Raw genomic sequence first — 18,631 nt, 5'->3', positions numbered from 1 at the left:
AAACGCTAATCGTCGCCCTTCCATACGCGAGCTGTCAACCAGGTTATTCTGGCAGAACTCAGTATTTCACGCGGTTGATCGACGTTATGGCTTTGATGTTTCGAACCCTGCGCATCACGCGAGCCAGATGTTTACGCCCATGCACCTTCACCACAAGGCTGACCACGCCATACCGGGCATTCTGTTCGTCTACATTTATCCGCTCGATATTACCGTCTGCCATAGCCACCGCATTGGCCACTTCGGCGATCACCCCGTGGTGCCGCTCCAGCTCAACCCTCAGCTCTACGGAGAACTCGTCAGTAATATCCTTGGCCCAGGTAAGATGGGTCAAGCGGGAGCGACCTTCGCTGTCTTCCGGCAAACGGGAACAGGTGTCGGAATGAATAACCATTCCCTTACCTGTACCCATAACACCAACCACCGGATCCCCAGGGATCGGTTTGCAACAATCGGCAAAGTGAACCAGCATGCCCTCGGTGCCCTGGATGGTGATTGGCGCGTCGCTGCCGCCCTGGATATCCATGGCAGCCTCACCGGGCTCTGCGCCCTCAGAATCAACCACTAGCTGGCGTGCAACCAGATACGCCATTCGATTACCCATGCCAATCTCGCTGATCAGCTCATCGAAATTGTTCACCTGGTTATGCTTCACAACCGCCTGCTTCTGGGCATCATCAATATCCGACAAGCGCTTGCCAAACCCATTGAGGGACTTTTTCAGTAACACGCGCCCCAACTCCAGAGATTCTGCCAGTTTCTGACTCTTCAGGGTGTGGCGTATGCTGCTGCGCGCTTTGCCGGTCACCACAAAACTGAGCCAGGCAGGATTGGGGCGAGCGCCCGGCGCTGTAATGACTTCGACCGTTTGACCACTTTGAAGAGGCTTACTCAAAGAACCGAGATTCCGGTTGATACGGCAAGCGACCGTCGCATTGCCAATGTCCGTATGGATTGCATAAGCGAAATCTACCGGAGTGGCACCTCTTGGCAGTTCCATGATCTTGCCCCTCGGGGTAAAAACATAGATTTCATCCGGGAAGAGGTCCACTTTTACATGCTCGATGAACTCGAGAGAGTCGTCCGCACGTTCACGCATCTCCATCAAGCCTTTAACCCAGCGATCGACTCGCGTCTGGTTCGCGCTGGTAACACCGGTTGGCTCGTTTTTATACATCCAGTGGGCCGCAATACCATCGTTGGCTATGTGCTCCATTTCCTCGGTGCGGATCTGAATTTCGATATTTACATGCATCCCAAAGAGTGTGGTATGCAGAGACTGATAACCGTTTGCCTTGGGCATGGCGATGTAGTCTTTGAAGCGGCCCGGCATTGGTTTGTAGAGGCTGTGAACTGCCCCCAGGATTCGATAACAATCGTCTTCTGTGTCGGTAATGATGCGGAAGGCGTATACGTCCATAATCTCGTAAAACGACTTCTGTTTGAGCTTCATCTTGTTATAGATGCTGTTCAGATGCTTCTCACGCCCCATTATCCGGCCCGGAAGGCCACGCTCTTGCAGTTTTTCCTGCAATCGACCACGTATTTCTTCAATAATCTCACGGTGGCTGCCGCGCGCTTTGTCCACGGCTTTGGAGATATAGCGGGAACGCATCGGGTGCAGTGCCGCGAAGCCCAAATCTTCAAGTTCTGTGGATATGGCATGCATGCCAAGACGATTGGCAATGGGAGCGTAGATATCGAGGGTTTCTGTGGCTATACGCTTGCGCTTTTCGTAGGGCATGGGGCCCAGAGTGCGCATGTTGTGCAGGCGGTCAGCCAGTTTCACCAAAATAACGCGGATATCTCTGGCCATGGCCAGAGTCATTTTCTGGAAGTTTTCAGCCTGGGCTTCCGCACGGGAGCGGAATTCTATCTGGGTCAGTTTGCTGACACCGTCCACCAGCTCCGCCACATCCTCGCCAAACTGCTCAGCAAGGGCGTCCTTGGGGATACCGGTATCTTCAATAACATCGTGCAACATCGCGGCCATCAAGCTCTGATGGTCGAGCTTGAGGCCAGCGAGTATATGAGCAACTGCAAGGGGGTGCGTTATGTAGCGGTCGCCGCTTTTGCGCATCTGGCCTTCATGGGCCTGCTCGGCATAATAGTAGGCACGTCGCACTTGATTAATGCGATTGGTATCCAGATAGGTGCTGAGCTCAACAGCCAGCGCTTCTACCGTAGCCTCGTCAAGCGACACCTCGCCTCCATAATCTGTTTGCAGCCGTCTTAATCCTCTTCGATTTCGGTCAGCAGATCGCGGCTCACCAAACCACCAGCGATTTCGCGCAGGGCAATAACCGTCGGCTTGTCGTTTTCTTCCTGAACCATCGGCTCGGCACCTTTAGTGGCGATCTGACGGGAGCGTTTGGTAGCCAACATGACCAGCTGGAACCGGTTATCTACGTGTTCCAGACAATCTTCAACAGTAACTCGTGCCATGAAATCCCCGACAATAATAAAAATGACTGATTTAGCAGACCGCGTAGTGTACTGCCAGCGGCACAATTTGTATACAGCAAAAGCCCCTATGCGCCCGGGCTCTCGCTTTCACCACAAAGCCCCGCAAGCAGTTGCCTGTGCCGTAAGCGCTGTGCCGTTACATGCAAACGTTGGCTACGAACAACCGCCAGCAAGTCTGCCAGCGCTTCCTTGAAATCATCGTTTACAACTATATAGTCAAACTCGCCAACGTGGCGGCACTCTTCTCTGGCCTCCGTCAGGCGCCGATTCACAACTTCCGGCTCATCGGTACCCCGGCCCACAAGGCGCTCCCGGAGAATTTCAGCCGAAGGCGGAACAATAAAAATGCTCACACACTCAGGTATCAATCGGCGCACCTGAGCGGCGCCCTGCCAGTCAATTTCCAGAATAACGTCATGACCACTGGCGAGCATTTCCCTGGCCCACACCTGGGAGGTGCCATAGTAATTACCGAAAACATCAGCATGCTCCAGAAAATCGCCACGGCCAATCATGGCCTCAAACTCTTCACGGCTCGTAAAGTGGTAGTTAATTCCGTCTTTCTCGCCTTCACGCATGGGGCGTGTAGTGTGGGAAACAGACACTCCCAGCCTTTGGTCAGCATGCAGCATTTCTGCTACAAGACTGGTCTTGCCAGCACCCGATGGCGCAGAAATAACAAACAACGTACCCATTTCACCGGCCTGGCTCATGACTGAACAACTCCTGCACTGGACCCGACCCCTTACCGGGGCCCGCAAAGCGAATAATTATACGACCTTTGACGAAACACCGCATCCCGGATGCGGCCACAACTGGTAACATCTAGGGTATAACAGTGGAACGACAACGCACCACACTCAAGCTCAACAAAAGACGGTAGGCAGCATGGATAAACTTCTGATTGTCATGGATCCGGCCCACAAGCACCAGAAGGCTCTGGCCCGGGGAATCGAACTGGCACGCGCCACAGGCGCCCATCTTGAAATTGTGGCTTTCACCCATGAACATCTCGGCGCTTTGCCTTCGGACCCCACTGTGCAGCAGCGTGCCCGGGATGCCCTGATTGAACTTCGCCAGCGCTGGCTCGACCAGATGCTGGCCCTTTCAGACTGCAGCGATCTGCAGGTCACCACGCATACTGTGTGGGAGAAAAATATCCACCAATGGATCATTGAGCACTGCCACCCAAACCGCTTCAAGGCCATAATCAAAACTGGAAGCCGCTCGGAAACCTTGCTGTATACACCAACCGACTGGCATCTGATCCGTGAATGCCCGGTACCGGTCATGCTGGTTGCAGAACAAAAGTGGAATCATGCTCACCCGATTCTGGCGGCGGTCGATCTAAGCTCCACCAAGCCGGTCAAAAAAGCCCTCAATGCGAAAATCATTGAGCAGGCCACCGAACTTGCGAAAGCCCTCGACACGAAAATTCATCTGGTACACGCCCTGCACATTTCCGAGGTACTCGCAGACCTTGAGATCATCAATGTGGTCGAACATGAGCAAAGGCGCAGGGCGGCTTTGGAGCCGGTTATCACCCACCTTTGCAACACTTGGCGCCTGAGCCCGGAACAAATTCACTTGCCCGTCGGGCCTGCACACAAGGTTATCCCCCGTGTCGCCAGTAAATTGAAGGCCGATATGGTAGTGATTGGCACCAGCGGAAAAACCGGCCTCCGGGCAAGAGTGATTGGCAACACCGCAGAGAAGGTGCTCACTCACCTGAGGACCGACTTGCTTGCCATCAAGCCCGGGGACGCCGGCCAATAATGCGCAGGAAATTCGACGTTACAACGGACCAGCCCACCACAGCGAGTGAAGCCCTGAGCGAGGCATCAGGGCTGTCTCGCCAGCGCATTAAAGATGCCATGAACAAGGGTGCCTGCTGGTGGACACTGAAAGGCAAGCAAGTAAGGCTGCGGCGCGCAACCAAAGAGGTAAAAGCCGGTACCCGGCTACAGCTTTATTACGATGAGAATGTGCTGAACCGCAAACCCGAAGCGGCAATTCTGATCGAGGATAAAAGCCGCTACAGTGTCTGGTTCAAACCACACGGTTTATTGGCCCAAGGCTCCCAATGGGGAGACCACTGCAGCCTGTTGCGCTCGGCTGAGCTTGAGCTGAAGCGCCCTTGCTTCCTCATTCACCGGCTGGATGGTGACGCGGCCGGGCTCATGCTGATTGCCCACGACTCAAAAGCCGCAGGGTCTCTGTCCCAGTGTTTCTCCGGGCGCACCATGGCCAAGCGCTACCTTGCCAGAGTAGCCGGTGTCATCAACACCCAGAACCAGCGAATAGACGCACCGATTGACGGCAAGGCCGCCATCAGTCACGCGTCTACGCTAAGCATCGATGACGCCGCCGAAACCAGCCTTCTGCAAGTTATTATCGAGACGGGACGCAAACACCAGATCCGCAAGCATCTGCAAAGCATTGGGCACCCGATTATTGGCGATCGCCTCTACGGCAAACCTGCGCGAGCGCCCCTGCAACTACTCGCTGCCGGCCTGGAGTTTGACTGCCCCCTCAGCCACCAGCGGGTAAAACTGGAACTGCCGAAAGAGCTTGCCACCCTGGCCGAGTGAGCACACTCAGTTACCTTTGAACTCTGGGGCACGGCGATCAGCAAACGCCTGAACGCCCCGCATAAAGTCTTTTGATTTCGTTGTAACGTTCTGCTCCTTGGCTTCTGCGGCTAACGCCGAGCGCCAGTCACAGCTGGCCACTTCTCTCAGCAAGCGCTTGGTCCCTGCGACAGCAAGTGGCGCAGCGCTTGCTAATGAACTGGCCCAATCAAAGGTTTCTTGCTCAAGGCTATCAGCAGGCACAGCTTTATTGGCAAGCCCGTAATCGAGACAAGTAGCCGCATCAAGCCGCTTTCCTTCGATGATTGCCGACAGCGCACGGTGACGCCCCATGGCATTCAGCAGGTGCCAGGTCAATCCGCCATCCGGCACGAGCGCAATGGCTGCAAATGCCAGATAGACCCTGGCATCTTCCGCCATCATCACCAGATCGCATGTCAGCGCCAACGCGGCACCAATACCGGCAGCCTGGCCATGTACCCGCGCGATATACAGCTTGTTGCCATGGTGAATGGTTTTCAGCAGCGGCTCGTATTCGTCCAGCAACAGATCGGATATTTGCTCATAATCGAAATCCTGCAAATCCTGCCCTGCAGAAAAGCCCTTACCGGCTGCACCGATAATGCAAACCCGAATGGTTGGATCTGCCTCCACCTCAGCCAGAGTCGAGGTCAAGGCTTTGCGCATAGGCGCATTCAGAGCGTTGTAGTGCTCCGGCCGATTGAGTGTAATCGTCGCAACTTGCCCATCGCGGGACAAAAGAACTGGCGTGTCACTCATTTCATCGTTCCTTCTCAGTTAAATCGATTCTTTTGTTTTCGCGCCGGCATCAACCAGAACCTGCACCCCGGCTGCCATGAGTCTCGCAACTTTGCCAAGATCACGGCCGCTATTTTCCGTATACCTAGACTGTACCTCTGAACGCAAATATTCATCTGCGATATCTTTCATGAGGAACCGATTTTTCTTAGATCTCAAACCTAAATTTGAACATCAATATCTAAAACAAGTCACCAAGGTTCAAAAAGTTTGTTTCTGCACTTCTTTTATAATTAGCTGTTAACCGCCCATGAACACTTTTGACCACAAGTGTTCACGAAAAGCCGATCCAGATAAACGCTCGGAATACAGCGGAGTGCAGAGGGCCGGATGTCGGCCAGCTAGAGGGAGATATTATGAAAAATAAAAGGCAGCCTTCAGTGCTGGTAATCGGGGCAGGTGCCACCGGTATTCTTGCAGAAACAAGTGGAGCAGCAGCGCGCGGATAACACGACACTGCAGCCTTTGAGCCTACTAATGAGCATGGCGCTGGTGGCGGGGATCAACGAGCTCATTCTCTATGAGCTCACTGAAAAAGATGGCAACTCTCTGATGGCACTGGCACCCACGGCGGAGCAGTTGATTCACCGGGTCGCGGCTGGGCAACAATAAAGGGCGACAGCACAAAAGCCGCCCCCGGGAGGGAATCACTCTATATTCTGCACCTGCTCACGCACCTGCTCTATCAGCACCTTCAAATCCACTGCTGCCCTGGTTACGCCGGCATCAATGCTTTTGCTGCTCAGGGTATTGGCTTCCCGATTCAGCTCCTGCATCAGAAAATCAAGCCGGCGACCAATAGCCTCATCTCGCGTGAGGGTGTCCGTCACCTCACTGATATGAGCATCCAGCCTATCCAGCTCTTCAGCCACATCAATCTTCTGCGCCAGCATGACCATTTCCTGAGCGATGCGCTCGGGATCCAGCTCTACCTGAGCCTTTTGGAATCGCTCCTTCAGATGCTCTTCCTGTGCTTTAAGCAGCCCTGGCATGCCTTCGCGGACAGTTTCTACCAGGGTTTTCATGTGCGTGAGGCGATCTTCAAATAGAGGCCGCAACCGCTCCCCTTCGCGCGCTCTTACAACCGAGAGCTCTTCAACGGTCTCCTTGAACAACCTCAGAGCTGCCTCTTTAACAGTGCTGTAGTCTTGCTCGGGCACTGAAAGCACTCCCGGCCAGCGCAGAATATCCAAAGCATTAATATGCGCAGGATTATCCAGCATGCGGTTTACGTGGTTGGCAGCATCATTAACTGCTTTGGCGATGTCCTCATTGATCTCAAACCCGGGAACACCCGCTTCCGCAGACTGCAGGCGAATCGACACATCCACCTTGCCTCGCTTCAACTGCTTCCTCAGCTCCTCCCTGAAAGGGTTCTCGAGCTCCCGAAGAGCCTCTGGCAATCTGAAAGATGGCTCCAGATACCGATGGTTTACGGTACGAATCTCACAGGTGAGCGTTCCCTGGCCATCCTGAACATCTTTCCGGGCGAATGCGGTCATACTTCTGATCATGGCAGCTCCGGCTTGGTTGCTAATCGTAATAGTTTTCGTAAAGCCAGAGTCTAACAGCCAGCAGCCAGCCCGGCACCCAGATCCAACGTGATATACTTGCCGGCTACCAAATTCGAACTCACCCGGGGCGACATCCCGGACACTTACCTCAGAAATCAGGAAACACTATGCGTCCAAGCGGCAGAACGCCCGAACAGCCCAGAGAAATTCGCCTTACCCGGAACTACACCCGCCACGCCGAGGGTTCCGTACTGGTGGAATTCGGCGACACCAAGGTTATCTGCACGGCCTCTGTAGAAAACAAAGTACCACCCTTCCTGCGCGGCGAAGGCAAAGGCTGGATCACCGCCGAATACGGCATGCTGCCCCGCTCTACCGGCAGCCGCATGGGCCGCGAAGCCGCCCGCGGCAAACAAGGCGGCCGCACCGTCGAAATCCAGCGCTTGATTGGCCGCTCCCTGCGCGCGGCTGTCGATATGAAAGCGCTGGGCGAGCACACCATCACCATCGACTGCGACGTAATCCAGGCCGACGGTGGCACACGCACTGCAGCCATCACTGGCGGCTGCGTGGCCTTGGCAGACGCCCTGAACCACCTGGTTGAAACCAAGCGCCTGAAAAAATCACCGCTGAAGCAGATGATAGCGGCCGTGTCTGTTGGCATTTACAAAGGAGAACCGGTGGTTGATCTGGACTACCCGGAAGACTCCGAAGCCGATACCGACCTGAACGTAATCATGACCGACCAGGGTGGTTTCATCGAAATTCAGGGAACTGCAGAAGCTGCGCCGTTTGTCCAGGAAGAACTGGACAGCATGCTGGCATTGGCCAAGCAAGGTATTGAGAAGCTGTTTGAACTGCAGAAAGAAGCGCTGGAAGGCTAAGGAAGGCAACTCATAAGTCTGGGTGCCTGCGCGGTGACGCTGCCCCAGACTGTTGAAGCTTATTGCAATCTAGCGGGTTCGGCGGGGGAAGCCTCTCCGAAACCGTCTCCGGCCAAGGACGGCCGGAGTCGAGCGCACAGGGATGTGCTTGTAGCGTGTTTCGGAGAGGCTTCCCCCGCCGAACACGCGACCGCCTACCTCAAATGCCAATCTCGATATCGTAATCCATAATCACCGGAGCGTGATCCGAAAAGCGGGTCGTGCTATCAATCCAGCCATCCTGAATGGTCTTGCGAATACCCGGTGTCATCAATTGATAATCCACCCGAATCCCCGCCTTCTTCCGAGAACCCTCGGCTTGCTCCGGCCACCAGGTAAACTGATTACTCTGCTTGTTGATATCCCGGAACGCATCCACGCACCCCATTTCATCAAACAAACGATCCAGCCAGGCCCGCTCGTGGGGAAGAAACCCGGAAAAGTCCAACCGGTGATACAACGGGCTTGCATCCGTTACATGATGGGCAGTCTGCAGGTTGGCACCAAAAATAAACTGCCGACGCTTACGCAGGGTTTTCTGCATGTGCAAACCAAAAGCGTCCATAAAGTCATCTTTATGGTCAAGAACTGTCAGATCGTCTTCACTGATCAGCTCTTCCTCACGCCCCAGGGCACAAGGTGCCAACACAGAGGCAACTGAAACCTTGTCGAAATCCGCCTGAATAAAACGCCCTTCCCGGTCCGCCTGCTCGTTGGCAAAACCGTACATGATAGCCTTGGGGAAATGCCGCGTGTAAATACCCACGCCACCATCCTCATTGTTTTCGCCATCTATGAAGTAGGCATCATAGCCTTCTGGAATGAGGTTGAAGTCCTCAATCTCATAGGCACGCATGCGGTGATCCTGAACACAGACAACATCTGCATCCTGCTCGGCCAGCCAGTCAAAAAAACCCTTTTCAACGGCCTGGGCAAGACCGTTGACGCTGATTGATACTACCCGCATACATGTTCCCTGATTCGGTTTGTGTGTATGATACCGATTTCACACGTTATTAAAAGATTCACACCGCCAGAAGCCTTGCCATGCACGACTATCAGCAAAAATTCATTGAATTCGCCATCCGTCGCAATGTACTTCGTTTTGGTGATTTTACTCTTAAATCCGGTCGCACCAGCCCGTATTTTTTTAACGCCGGGCTATTTAACACCGGAGACGACCTACTACATCTGAGCCAGGCCTACGCAGCTGCCATCGACCGCAGCGGCGTTAATTATGACATCATATTCGGGCCTGCCTATAAGGGCATTCCGTTGGCCACTGTAACCGCCATGGCGCTGGCCCAAGAGGGCAACAGCAAGCCCTTTGCCTTCAACCGTAAAGAAAAGAAAGATCACGGTGAAGGCGGTAATATTGTCGGCGCCCAATTGCAGGGCAAAGTGTTAATCGTCGATGATGTCATTACTGCCGGTACTGCGATACGCGAATCCATCGACCTTATTCGCGCTTCCGGCGCCGAACCGGCCGGCGTACTTATCGCGCTGGACAGGCAGGAGCGGGGGAAAGGCGCGCTTTCTGCAATACAGGAAGTAGAAAGCGAATTTGGTATTCCGGTGGTCAGTATCATCCGCCTGGAACAGATTTTAGACTATCTTGAGACCAACCCGGAGTTTTCTGGCCATGCCGCAAAGGTAGCCAGCTACCGGGAACGCTATGGAGTCTGATTGATGCACAAACGCCGCACCGTATTTTCAGCTACTGCCTCGGCATTTCTGCTTTCGCTGGTTATGCCAGCCAAAGCAGAGGCCAGCATGTATCGCTTCACGGATGAAGACGGCCAACTCGTCATCAGCAACACCATTCCACAGCCGGCCACCAAGCGCGGCTATGACATCCTCAACTCCAGCGGGCGTGTGATAGAAACCATCCCCCCGGCGCCAACTGCAGATGAAATCGCTGCGCGCGAGGCCGAAAAGCAGCGCCAGAAAGAACTCGCGATTCAGCGCGAGCAAGACGCACAGCTCCTGAAACGTTTCAGCCACCCTGATCAGGCCATCAAGGCCATGCACCGCAAACTGGATGAACTGCGGGGACTGATTCAGCTCAAGCGGGGCAACATCTCCGTTATATCAAGCCAGCTCGACAGCGAACAAAGCCGCGCAGCCAATATGGAGCGATCCGGCCAGAAAATACCCGAGGCAACCCTCGACAAGATCCGCCGCCTTGAATCCCAGATTCGTGATATTGAGCGGGAAATCTCCTGGCAAGCTCAGGAAATAGACTCTTTGAAACGAGTGTACGAAACAGACATCGAACGACTCGAAAGAGTGACCGGGGAAACCCGCACGCTGTCACTGGAACCCGCTGACTCCGAAGATTAGCCGGCCTTCGCTGCAGAGTAAGCGCAATACCATCGGCCAAACAAAAGGGGCATCCAAACCTAGCTTGGTGCCCCTTCTTGTTCGCCTGCACTAACTTCGTGCAAGCATCACTGCATAACCTTGAAATCAGGCAGTAGCAGCTGGCTTCTTCTTCGCAGTCGCCTTAGCGGCCGGCTTCTTGGCGGTTACAGTCTTCTTGGCATCCTTGGCAGCTTTAGATACATCGTCTGCTGCTTCAGAAACCGCATCTGCGCCTTCAGCTGCTTCTTTCTCAAGCTTCGCAACCAGCTCAGCGGCAAAGTTGCCAAAGCGGTCGTTCAGGGTGCGCAGCTGGCCAAACAAGCTGTCGCTGTAGCCGTTGTAACGCTTACGCAGAGACTTAACGCTGTACTCACGCGCTTCGGTTTCGAGCTTTTCAGCGAAGTCGAAAGGCTTGGCTGCCAGCTTCTTCTGCTGCTCTTCAGCGGCATTGATGCCTTTCTCAACGATTTCCTGAAGCTGTTCCTGATAAGTTTTAAGTTTGCTCATATCACTTCTCCTTAGCTTGATGAAGATTTTCCAGACTCTCTTGCCTACAACTCTGACCACAATTTGTACTTGCTGAGCCAGTAAAGGGTTGAGCGTCTTTCTCTGAATCTGTAACTAAGGTTACGGTGAAAAATTAGAATGTTCATACTAAAAGCAACTTGGCGCACTCGATGCAGCATAGTTACTTTTACGGACTCCTCCCTTGTCAGCCAGGTTACCAGCGGAACAGAATCCAGCTAGGCACCAGCATGCCGGAATCGGTTTCCCGGATCCAACCGCCGCCATCCGCGGGCACCAGGTAATATTCACGGCCCACTTCTGGCACCACCTTGATCTCCATAAGCTGCCCGTTCACCCGGTACTCGTAGAACACCTCACCCTCGCCAGGCCGGATAACAATCTGGGGGCCAGCGCTGGATGGCTGATAGTCAGAAATCACGACCGGCTCTTTGGGCGTTTCTACAAGGCCCTCATTCAAGGCACCGCTTTCCTGCGCCAGTGCCGAACCAAGGCCGCAAACTAGCAAAAAAGCAGAGCAGGTGATTCGTTTCATTTTCGTGATACCCTTTCGATCATCATTTTAAGTACAGAGTTGCATAAGCCAACCCACGCTTCAATCAGAATCCGGATCCGTTTTGACATGACTGAACAAAAGACCCCACCCGTGGTGCTTGTGGACGGTTCGTCCTATTTATTCCGTGCATATCATGCACTTCCGCCACTGACCACCAGCAAGAACCACCCCACTGGCGCCATAAAAGGCGTTATCGCGATGATTCGGCGCCTTGACCAGGACTTTCCCGGCTCCAAAGTGGTTGTGGTATTCGATGCCAAAGGAAAAACCTTCCGCCACGATCTGTACGAAGAGTATAAAGCCAACCGGCCACCGATGCCGGAAGACCTGGCTATACAGATTGAACCCATTCACCAGATGGTTAGAGCCATGGGCCTGCCACTGTTGATTGTGGAAGGGGTTGAGGCTGACGATGTGATCGGCACTCTGGCCAACGAAGCGACCAGCAAGGGCATTGATGTAGTGGTATCAACCGGCGACAAGGATATGGCTCAGCTGGTGAGCGATCATGTAACCCTGATCAACACTATGACCGAAGTCCACACGGACTGGGACGGCGTTGTCGAAAAGTTTGATGTTCGCCCAGACCAGATAATTGACTATCTCGCCTTGGTGGGCGACAAGGTGGATAACATTCCCGGTGTCAATAAATGCGGCCCGAAAACAGCGGCAAAGTGGTTGCAGGCCTACGGTAACCTGGATGGAGTAATGGAGCATGCCGATGAAATCAAGGGGAAAATTGGCGAGTATCTTCGCGAATCACTCGACACCCTGCCATTAAGCCGTGAACTGGCCACCATCAAAATGGATGTGGAACTGGCGTTCGGCCTGGAAGACCTGGAGGAACGGCAACAAAGTGACAAAGAGCTGCTGCAACTGTTCAGGGAGTATGAGCTACGCGGCTGGACCGAAGAGCTGGAAGCAAAAACATCAGAATCTGTTACAAAAGAACAGGACCAGGAAACCTCAAGCCCCGGCGCCCCAGACAACACCCCGCAGACACCAAAAGACAAGCGCTACAGCGTAATCACCAGCCAAACAGAGCTTGATGAGTGGGTAGCAAGGCTTAAGGAATCCGAGCTGTTCGCTTTTGATACCGAAACAACCAGTCTGAAGTACATGAGCGCTGAAGTGGTGGGCGTGTCTTTTGCCATTGAAGCAGGCGAAGCCGCCTATGTGCCATTTGGGCACGATTATATGGGCGCCCCGGAGCAGCTTGATCGCGATGACGTTCTGGCGCAACTCAAACCTCTACTGGAAGACCCGAACCTGAAAAAAGTGGGCCAGAACCTGAAGTACGACAAAAACGTGCTGGCCAACCACGACATATGCCTGGAAGGCATTGCCGAAGACACCATGGTGGAGTCTTACGTGCTGAACTCCGTGTCCTCCCGCCACGACATGGACACTCTGGCCCGAAACTACCTGGGTGAGGAAACCATCTCCTTTGAATCCATTGCCGGCAAAGGGGCCAAACAACTCACTTTTAACCAGCTGGATCTGGAAAAAGCCGGCCCCTATGCCGCTGAAGACGCAGACATAACCCTGCGTCTCCACCAGGCTATACGCCCGCAACTGACCAAAGTGGGCAAGCTGGAATCAGTTTATACAGACATAGACCTGCCCTTGGTACCTGTTCTGTCTCGCATGGAGCAGCGCGGTACTTTAATCAGTGCAAGCACCCTGCGCCAGCATAGTCAGGAGTTGGCAGAACGAATGGCAGAGCTGGAAAAAGCTGCCCACGATGTGGCTGGCGAAAACTTCAACCTGGCTTCACCCAAGCAGCTGCAGGCCATCTTCTACGAGAAAATGGGGCTGCCAGTCATCAAGAAAACACCAAAAGGCGCACCTTCTACCGCAGAACCTGTTTTGCAGGAGCTGGCCCATGAGCACGAATTACCCAGATTGATTCTGGAACACCGCAGCCTGAGCAAGCTCAAGTCCACCTATACGGACACTCTGCCGGAACTGATTCACCATCGCACAGGCCGTGTGCATACCTCGTACCACCAGGCTGTAACCGCCACCGGCCGGCTGAGCTCATCAGAACCCAACCTGCAGAACATTCCGGTACGCACAGAACAGGGCCGACGTATTCGCCAGGCGTTTATTGCCGAAAAAGGCTTCAAGCTTCTGGCTGCTGACTATTCCCAGATTGAGCTAAGGATCATGGCTCACTTGTCTGGTGACAAGGGGCTTTTGACAGCGTTCGAGAACGGTGAAGACATTCACAAGGCGACAGCCTCAGAAGTGTTCAGTGTGCCTTTAAGTGACGTTAGCAGCGACCAGCGCCGCAGCGCCAAGGCCATCAACTTTGGCCTGATCTATGGCATGTCAGCTTTCGGGCTGGCTCGCCAGCTGGATGTAGAGCGCAAGGTGGCGCAGCAATACATAGACCGCTACTTCGAGCGCTATCCGGGCGTACTGCAATACATGGACAACATCCGCAAGCAGGCACACGACGACGGTTTTGTTGAAACCTTGTTTGGCCGACGCCTGTACCTGCCGGAAATCAATGCCCGCAACAAGCAACTTCAACAGGCCGCCGAGCGCACAGCGATCAACGCCCCCATGCAGGGCACAGCTGCGGACATCATCAAGCTGGCGATGATTGAAGTGGAAAACTGGCTGCTTTCAGAGCACCCGGATACCGCCCGCATGACCATGCAGGTACATGATGAACTGATCATTGAAGTGAAAGAAGAAACTGTTGATGCGGTTCGCGAGGGGCTGATCAAACGCATGTCTGAAGCGGCGAAGCTTGCAGTGCCACTGCTGGTGGAAGCTGGCGTGGGTGATAACTGGGATCAGGCACACTGAATAAAAACGCCCGGTGAGAGGACTCGACCGGGCGTTTTTCATTTCCAGTTAGCTAAGTCTGTGCTTAGAAAGCTTTGCTGACCTCGATGGCTGCACTCCAGGCAGACAGATCATACTTCGCCTTATAATAACTCGGATCTTCGATGGCTGTTCCTGGCAGGTTGGCCACTTGGTCCGGATTGGCATGTTGATAATTTCGCTCGGTGAACTCGGGATCGTCGGTGAACAGAAGCGTACCCACTGCCACGTCGACACCCCAACCGCTCTGAATATCTTTCCATTGCGCACCAAGGGTTAACCAGTGACGATCGCTGGAAGGAATACGCGCTGTAATATATTGGTCGACTGGTGACTCATCCCAAGCGTAGCCTGCCTTGAACGCCCACTCAGGCGTAGCCTGCCAGATACCACCAAGGTTGAACTGCCACGTATTTTGCCACTTTTCGGTAATGTGGGTTATAGGATCACCAGCCAGGCTGGAAACAGCACCAGTGCCACCTTCCCGGCTATAGATATCCAGCTCCTCAAAGCGCCCCCAGCGAGCATAGGTGGCACCGGCCAGAACTGTGAACTCATCGGTTAACCTGTGCCTGGCCCCAAAGGTAATGCTTTCTGGAACTGGCAGCGCAACCTCTACTTTTTCCGTCAAGGGCTGTGACGAACCCGGGAAATTGGAGATCTTGGCATCCCCTTTCAGCCGCAGTTCCGTGCCTGTTTGAGCCGACAACCCAAACTGGGTACGATCATTCAATTCATAGAGGAATCCAACCCGCATCGTCACGCCAATATCGTCACCTTCTATATCAGCATAGGGATCTGCTGGCAGATTGTTCAAAGCCTGCTGCTGTCCAGCCGCAGCACCCGCCTGCTGGGCAGCAGCAATTTGCTGAGACGTAGCTTGAGGGTTGTTAGCCAAGAGCGCAGCTACAGCCTGCTGTGCACCCTGAGTAGCACCTTGCTGAACGGCAGAAGCCGACACATCTTGATATTTTGTCAGGCGACCCTCAGCATAAATAACGTTAAACCCTAGCCCCATCGATAAGCCATTGCCGTTATTCACAGAAATGGATGGAGTAAATGCAATCGCGGTCAGTTCCGTTTTATCAGCAAAATAGCGACCAATAAAATTGTCGTCATAGTCTGCAGCTAAGCCATATGGGGCATGGATACCAAATCCCACATCAACGGAGTCATTGATTTCGTGGGTCAGGTAAAAGTTAGGGAGTACGGCCAGGTCGGCAATATCACCGCCAAGATTACCATCAACCATTACTGGATTTGCACCAGGCACATTACGCCGGGCCTCTGCTCTCTTTGCCTCAGCATCAATACTCAAAACAGCCGCACCAAAAGAAATATTGGTACCCTTCAGCTGACTCATGCCGGCTGGGTTGAAGAACACGGTAGACGCATTTTCCGGATTTGCTGCCGCACCGGCGTTAGCAACACCCATGGCACTCGCACTCTGCTCGTTGAGGGTGTAACCACCAGCGAAAACGCTGGCCGGGGCAGCTACTGCGGCCAGCGCGGCCAGCCGAATAGCTCGATTCAGATTTGTAATTTTCATAACAGCGGTAACTCCATTGTGTGGATGTGGCGGAGTATACGCAGCCGGGGTTGATGGCCTCAAATGCCAATCCTAATAATTTACACTACTAACTACTTCGACCCCGACCGGCCAATACTTTGTCAGTTATCCTGTATGGTCAACTTGTCAACAGAGGACGAAAGCTTGTCTGCCCCCTGGGCATCCGCGCCCAGTTTGATCATCAGGCGCAGGTCGTTGGCAGAATCGGCGTGAGCCAAGGCATCTTCGTAGGTAATCGAGCCCTCAGCGTACAGCTCATAAAGCGCCTGGTCGAAGGTCCGCATACCGGATTCGTTGGACTTGGACATCAGTTCTTTAAGCTTGTGAACCTCGCCCTTACGAATCAGATCGGCAACCAGTGGCGTATTGATCAGAACCTCAACAACAGCCTTACGGCCTTTACCATCCGGTGTGGGAATCAACTGCTGCGCCACAATGGCCTTGAGGTTCAGCGATAAGTCCATCCATATCTGGTTGTGCTGTTCCGGCGGGAAGAACTGGATAATCCGGTCGAGCGCCTGGTTGGCGTTGTTGGCGTGCAGTGTTGCCAGGCAAAGGTGACCGGTCTCGGCAAACTGAACCGAATACTCCATGGTCTGGCGGGTGCGCACCTCACCAATCAGGATAACGTCTGGAGCCTGGCGCAGGGTATTTTTCAGCGCCACTTCAAAACTCTCGGTATCAATGCCCACTTCCCGCTGGGTCACAATGCAGCCCTGGTGCTGGTGCACGAACTCAATGGGATCTTCGATGGAAATGATGTGACCACGGCTATTGCGGTTGCGGTGGCCCAGCATGGCAGCCAGCGATGTTGATTTACCAGTGCCTGTGGCGCCCACAAACATGATCAGGCCACGCTTGGTCATGGCCAGTTCTTTTACAATATCCGGCAGCCCCAGATCGTCAACCTGAGGAATCTTCACCTCAATCCGTCGCAGTACCATGCCGCACAGGTTGCGCTGAAAGAAAGCACTTACCCGGAAACGGCCAATGCCGCGGGCACTGATCGCGAAGTTGCACTCGTGAGACTCCTCAAACTCAACGCGCTGCTTATCCGTCATCGCGCCATAAACCAGCTCCCTCGTCTGCTCCGGCGTTAGTGCGTTTTTGGTAACCGGCAGCACTTTACCGTGCACTTTCATGCTGGGAGGAACACCTGCGGTGATAAAGAGGTCTGACCCCCCTTTCTCGACCATGAGACGAAGCAGCTTTTCGAATTCCATTTTATTTTACCTATGCTTTCTGTACTAAATGACTACTCGTCAGAATCTGAGAGAGGGGTGGCAAGGGGCGCAGGGACTGTCGGCAGCAAGGATGCTGCCGTCAAGCCTACACGGACGTATTCACGGCGTGTCCCTGCGCCCCTTGCCACCCCTCTCCTGCCCGAGCAGCTCAGGGTCAAAAGTTGTCTGGCATCTTCGCTTTCACCCGCGCAGCCTCGCGGGAAATCAGACCTTTATGCAACAAACGCTCAAGGCACTGATCCAGCGTCTGCATGCCCAGCGAGCCACCGGTTTGAATGGATGAGTACATCTGGGCAATTTTGTCTTCGCGAATCAGGTTCCGGATGGCAGATGTACCAATCATGATTTCGTGCGCGGCGATACGCCCACCGCCCATTTTTTTCATCAGAGTCTGGGAAACAACCGCCTGCAAAGATTCGGAAAGCATGGAGCGCACCATGGACTTTTCCTGAGCCGGGAAAACATCCACAACCCGGTCGATGGTTTTTGCTGCCGAGGTGGTGTGCAGGGTGCCGAACACCAAGTGCCCTGTTTCTGCCGCAGTAAGCGCCAAACGGATGGTCTCCAGGTCCCGAAGCTCACCAACGAGGATAATATCGGGGTCTTCCCGCAAGGCGGAACGCAGAGCTTCGTTAAAACCGAGGGTATCCCTATGCACTTCCCGCTGGTTAACCAGACACTTTTTGGAGTCATGCACAAATTCGATCGGGTCTTCTATCGTTAAAACGTGCTCGTAACGGGTATCGTTGATGTAATCAATCATGGCCGCCAGGGTGGTCGACTTACCCGAACCCGTTGGCCCGGTAACCAACACTAGCCCCCGGGGCACAGAGGAAATATCCTTGAACACCTGGCCCATGCCAAGGTCTTCCATTGTCAGAACTTTTGAGGGGATAGTACGGAAAACGGCACCAGCACCACGGTTCTGATTAAAGGCGTTAACACGGAAGCGGGCAACACCGGGCACTTCGAAGGAAAAGTCCGTTTCCAGAAATTCCTCGTAGTCCTTGCGCTGCTTGTCGTTCATGATGTCGTAGATCAGCCCGTGAACCTCTTTGTGCTCCATGGGCGGAAGGTTGATGCGGCGAACATCGCCATCAACACGAATCATCGGTGGCAGGCCGGCGGAAAGATGCAAATCAGACGCACCCTGTTTCGCCGAGAAGGCAAGCAGTTCAGTAATATCCATACAAGTCCTCGGAAGGCTTATTCTTTTATCCA

General features: G+C 53.9%; 18 protein-coding genes. 7 read left to right on the top strand and 11 right to left on the bottom strand.

Going from position 1 to position 18,631, the window contains the following annotated elements:
- Positions 1–58: 58 nt before the first annotated feature.
- From CDH47_RS07720 to gmk, 3 genes are all read right to left on the bottom strand, one after another.
- Entirely contained in the window at positions 59–2,203 is a 2,145-nt protein-coding gene (locus tag CDH47_RS07720) for a RelA/SpoT family protein (RefSeq protein ID WP_100639263.1), read from the bottom strand.
- 29 nt (positions 2,204–2,232) lie between these two features.
- Positions 2,233–2,445 (bottom strand): DNA-directed RNA polymerase subunit omega, encoded by a 213-nt coding sequence (rpoZ, locus tag CDH47_RS07715; RefSeq protein WP_100639262.1) that lies wholly within the window; start codon positions 2,443–2,445, stop codon positions 2,233–2,235.
- An 86-nt stretch (positions 2,446–2,531) separates the two neighbouring features.
- Complete coding sequence (gmk, locus tag CDH47_RS07710; RefSeq protein WP_100639261.1) at positions 2,532–3,179, bottom strand: guanylate kinase; 648 nt, start codon at positions 3,177–3,179, stop codon at positions 2,532–2,534.
- A gap of 175 nt (positions 3,180–3,354) precedes the next feature.
- Here gmk and CDH47_RS07705 point away from each other — a divergent pair, with 175 nt between their 5' ends.
- Positions 3,355–4,242, top strand: coding sequence for a universal stress protein (locus CDH47_RS07705; protein WP_100639260.1), 888 nt, complete (start codon positions 3,355–3,357; stop codon positions 4,240–4,242).
- A complete protein-coding gene (locus CDH47_RS07700; RefSeq protein ID WP_100639259.1) occupies positions 4,242–5,057 on the top strand; it encodes an RluA family pseudouridine synthase in 816 nt (271 codons plus the stop codon). Before CDH47_RS07705 ends, CDH47_RS07700 begins: the two co-directional genes overlap by 1 nt.
- Before the next feature lie 6 nt (positions 5,058–5,063).
- On the opposite strand, the gene CDH47_RS07695 is transcribed toward CDH47_RS07700, so the two are convergent.
- A complete protein-coding gene (locus tag CDH47_RS07695; RefSeq protein WP_100639258.1) occupies positions 5,064–5,837 on the bottom strand; it encodes an enoyl-CoA hydratase/isomerase family protein in 774 nt (257 codons plus the stop codon).
- A 453-nt stretch (positions 5,838–6,290) separates the two neighbouring features.
- On the opposite strand from CDH47_RS07695, the gene CDH47_RS17490 reads away from it, so the two are divergent.
- Positions 6,291–6,488 carry a hypothetical protein gene (locus CDH47_RS17490; protein WP_153045472.1) on the top strand — a complete coding sequence of 66 codons (198 nt, stop codon included), beginning with the start codon at positions 6,291–6,293 and terminating at the stop codon, positions 6,486–6,488.
- Positions 6,489–6,523: 35 nt separating this feature from the next.
- On the opposite strand, the gene CDH47_RS07690 is transcribed toward CDH47_RS17490, so the two are convergent.
- The gene (locus CDH47_RS07690) at positions 6,524–7,390 is read right to left on the bottom strand and encodes a YicC/YloC family endoribonuclease (RefSeq protein WP_100639257.1); all 867 of its coding nucleotides are present in this window, start codon (positions 7,388–7,390) and stop codon (positions 6,524–6,526) included.
- Positions 7,391–7,557: 167 nt separating this feature from the next.
- Here CDH47_RS07690 and rph point away from each other — a divergent pair, with 167 nt between their 5' ends.
- Positions 7,558–8,274, top strand: coding sequence for a ribonuclease PH (gene rph / locus CDH47_RS07685; protein WP_100639256.1), 717 nt, complete (start codon positions 7,558–7,560; stop codon positions 8,272–8,274).
- Between the two features lie 199 nt (positions 8,275–8,473).
- Here rph and CDH47_RS07680 read toward each other — a convergent pair whose 3' ends face one another.
- Positions 8,474–9,280: an exodeoxyribonuclease III gene (locus tag CDH47_RS07680; protein ID WP_100639255.1), complete on the bottom strand. Its 807-nt coding sequence runs from the start codon at positions 9,278–9,280 to the stop codon at positions 8,474–8,476.
- Positions 9,281–9,360: 80 nt separating this feature from the next.
- On the opposite strand from CDH47_RS07680, the gene pyrE reads away from it, so the two are divergent.
- Together pyrE and CDH47_RS07670 are read left to right on the top strand one after the other, a co-directional pair.
- Positions 9,361–9,999 carry an orotate phosphoribosyltransferase gene (pyrE, locus tag CDH47_RS07675; RefSeq protein ID WP_100639254.1) on the top strand — a complete coding sequence of 213 codons (639 nt, stop codon included), beginning with the start codon at positions 9,361–9,363 and terminating at the stop codon, positions 9,997–9,999.
- Positions 10,000–10,002: 3 nt separating this feature from the next.
- Positions 10,003–10,656, top strand: a complete 654-nt coding sequence (locus tag CDH47_RS07670; RefSeq protein ID WP_100639253.1) for a DUF4124 domain-containing protein — start codon at positions 10,003–10,005, stop codon at positions 10,654–10,656.
- Positions 10,657–10,782: 126 nt separating this feature from the next.
- On the opposite strand, the gene CDH47_RS07665 is transcribed toward CDH47_RS07670, so the two are convergent.
- Together CDH47_RS07665 and CDH47_RS07660 are read right to left on the bottom strand one after the other, a co-directional pair.
- Positions 10,783–11,184, bottom strand: coding sequence for a hypothetical protein (locus tag CDH47_RS07665; RefSeq protein WP_100639252.1), 402 nt, complete (start codon positions 11,182–11,184; stop codon positions 10,783–10,785).
- A gap of 214 nt (positions 11,185–11,398) precedes the next feature.
- The gene (locus CDH47_RS07660) at positions 11,399–11,737 is read right to left on the bottom strand and encodes a DUF2782 domain-containing protein (RefSeq protein WP_100639251.1); all 339 of its coding nucleotides are present in this window, start codon (positions 11,735–11,737) and stop codon (positions 11,399–11,401) included.
- Between the two features lie 87 nt (positions 11,738–11,824).
- On the opposite strand from CDH47_RS07660, the gene polA reads away from it, so the two are divergent.
- Positions 11,825–14,578 (top strand): DNA polymerase I, encoded by a 2,754-nt coding sequence (gene polA, locus CDH47_RS07655; RefSeq protein WP_100639250.1) that lies wholly within the window; start codon positions 11,825–11,827, stop codon positions 14,576–14,578.
- A gap of 64 nt (positions 14,579–14,642) precedes the next feature.
- On the opposite strand, the gene CDH47_RS07650 is transcribed toward polA, so the two are convergent.
- The 3 genes from CDH47_RS07650 to CDH47_RS07640 all read right to left on the bottom strand — a co-directional run bounded on the left by CDH47_RS07650 (position 14,643) and on the right by CDH47_RS07640 (position 18,599).
- Entirely contained in the window at positions 14,643–16,145 is a 1,503-nt protein-coding gene (locus tag CDH47_RS07650; protein ID WP_100639249.1) for an OmpP1/FadL family transporter, read from the bottom strand.
- 122 nt (positions 16,146–16,267) lie between these two features.
- The gene (locus CDH47_RS07645) at positions 16,268–17,389 is read right to left on the bottom strand and encodes a PilT/PilU family type 4a pilus ATPase (protein WP_100639248.1); all 1,122 of its coding nucleotides are present in this window, start codon (positions 17,387–17,389) and stop codon (positions 16,268–16,270) included.
- Between the two features lie 175 nt (positions 17,390–17,564).
- Complete coding sequence (locus CDH47_RS07640; RefSeq protein ID WP_100639247.1) at positions 17,565–18,599, bottom strand: type IV pilus twitching motility protein PilT; 1,035 nt, start codon at positions 18,597–18,599, stop codon at positions 17,565–17,567.
- Between the last annotated feature and the right edge of the window lie 32 nt (positions 18,600–18,631).

Source organism: Marinobacter salexigens (genome assembly GCF_002806945.1).
Lineage (GTDB): Bacteria > Pseudomonadota > Gammaproteobacteria > Pseudomonadales > Oleiphilaceae > Marinobacter > Marinobacter salexigens.
The sequence above is the reverse complement of the archived record's forward strand: the minus strand, read 5'-3'. Positions and strand labels throughout refer to the sequence as shown.

Excerpts from the sequence above, each read along its gene's own strand:
- CDH47_RS07680 (WP_100639255.1), bottom strand. The coding sequence starts at position 9,280 with ATGCGGGTAGTATCAATCAGCGTCAACGGTCTTGCCCAGGCCGTTGAA.
- rph (WP_100639256.1), top strand. The coding sequence starts at position 7,558 with ATGCGTCCAAGCGGCAGAACGCCCGAACAGCCCAGAGAAATTCGCCTT.
- CDH47_RS07665 (WP_100639252.1), bottom strand. The coding sequence starts at position 11,184 with ATGAGCAAACTTAAAACTTATCAGGAACAGCTTCAGGAAATCGTTGAG.
- gmk (WP_100639261.1), bottom strand. The coding sequence starts at position 3,179 with ATGAGCCAGGCCGGTGAAATGGGTACGTTGTTTGTTATTTCTGCGCCA.
- CDH47_RS07700 (WP_100639259.1), top strand. The coding sequence starts at position 4,242 with ATGCGCAGGAAATTCGACGTTACAACGGACCAGCCCACCACAGCGAGT.
- CDH47_RS07670 (WP_100639253.1), top strand. The coding sequence starts at position 10,003 with ATGCACAAACGCCGCACCGTATTTTCAGCTACTGCCTCGGCATTTCTG.
- pyrE (WP_100639254.1), top strand. The coding sequence starts at position 9,361 with ATGCACGACTATCAGCAAAAATTCATTGAATTCGCCATCCGTCGCAAT.
- CDH47_RS07650 (WP_100639249.1), bottom strand. The coding sequence starts at position 16,145 with ATGAAAATTACAAATCTGAATCGAGCTATTCGGCTGGCCGCGCTGGCC.
- CDH47_RS07695 (WP_100639258.1), bottom strand. The coding sequence starts at position 5,837 with ATGAGTGACACGCCAGTTCTTTTGTCCCGCGATGGGCAAGTTGCGACG.
- polA (WP_100639250.1), top strand. The coding sequence starts at position 11,825 with ATGACTGAACAAAAGACCCCACCCGTGGTGCTTGTGGACGGTTCGTCC.
- CDH47_RS07690 (WP_100639257.1), bottom strand. The coding sequence starts at position 7,390 with ATGATCAGAAGTATGACCGCATTCGCCCGGAAAGATGTTCAGGATGGC.
- CDH47_RS07660 (WP_100639251.1), bottom strand. The coding sequence starts at position 11,737 with ATGAAACGAATCACCTGCTCTGCTTTTTTGCTAGTTTGCGGCCTTGGT.
- rpoZ (WP_100639262.1), bottom strand. The coding sequence starts at position 2,445 with ATGGCACGAGTTACTGTTGAAGATTGTCTGGAACACGTAGATAACCGG.
- CDH47_RS07705 (WP_100639260.1), top strand. The coding sequence starts at position 3,355 with ATGGATAAACTTCTGATTGTCATGGATCCGGCCCACAAGCACCAGAAG.
- CDH47_RS07640 (WP_100639247.1), bottom strand. The coding sequence starts at position 18,599 with ATGGATATTACTGAACTGCTTGCCTTCTCGGCGAAACAGGGTGCGTCT.
- CDH47_RS07645 (WP_100639248.1), bottom strand. The coding sequence starts at position 17,389 with ATGGAATTCGAAAAGCTGCTTCGTCTCATGGTCGAGAAAGGGGGGTCA.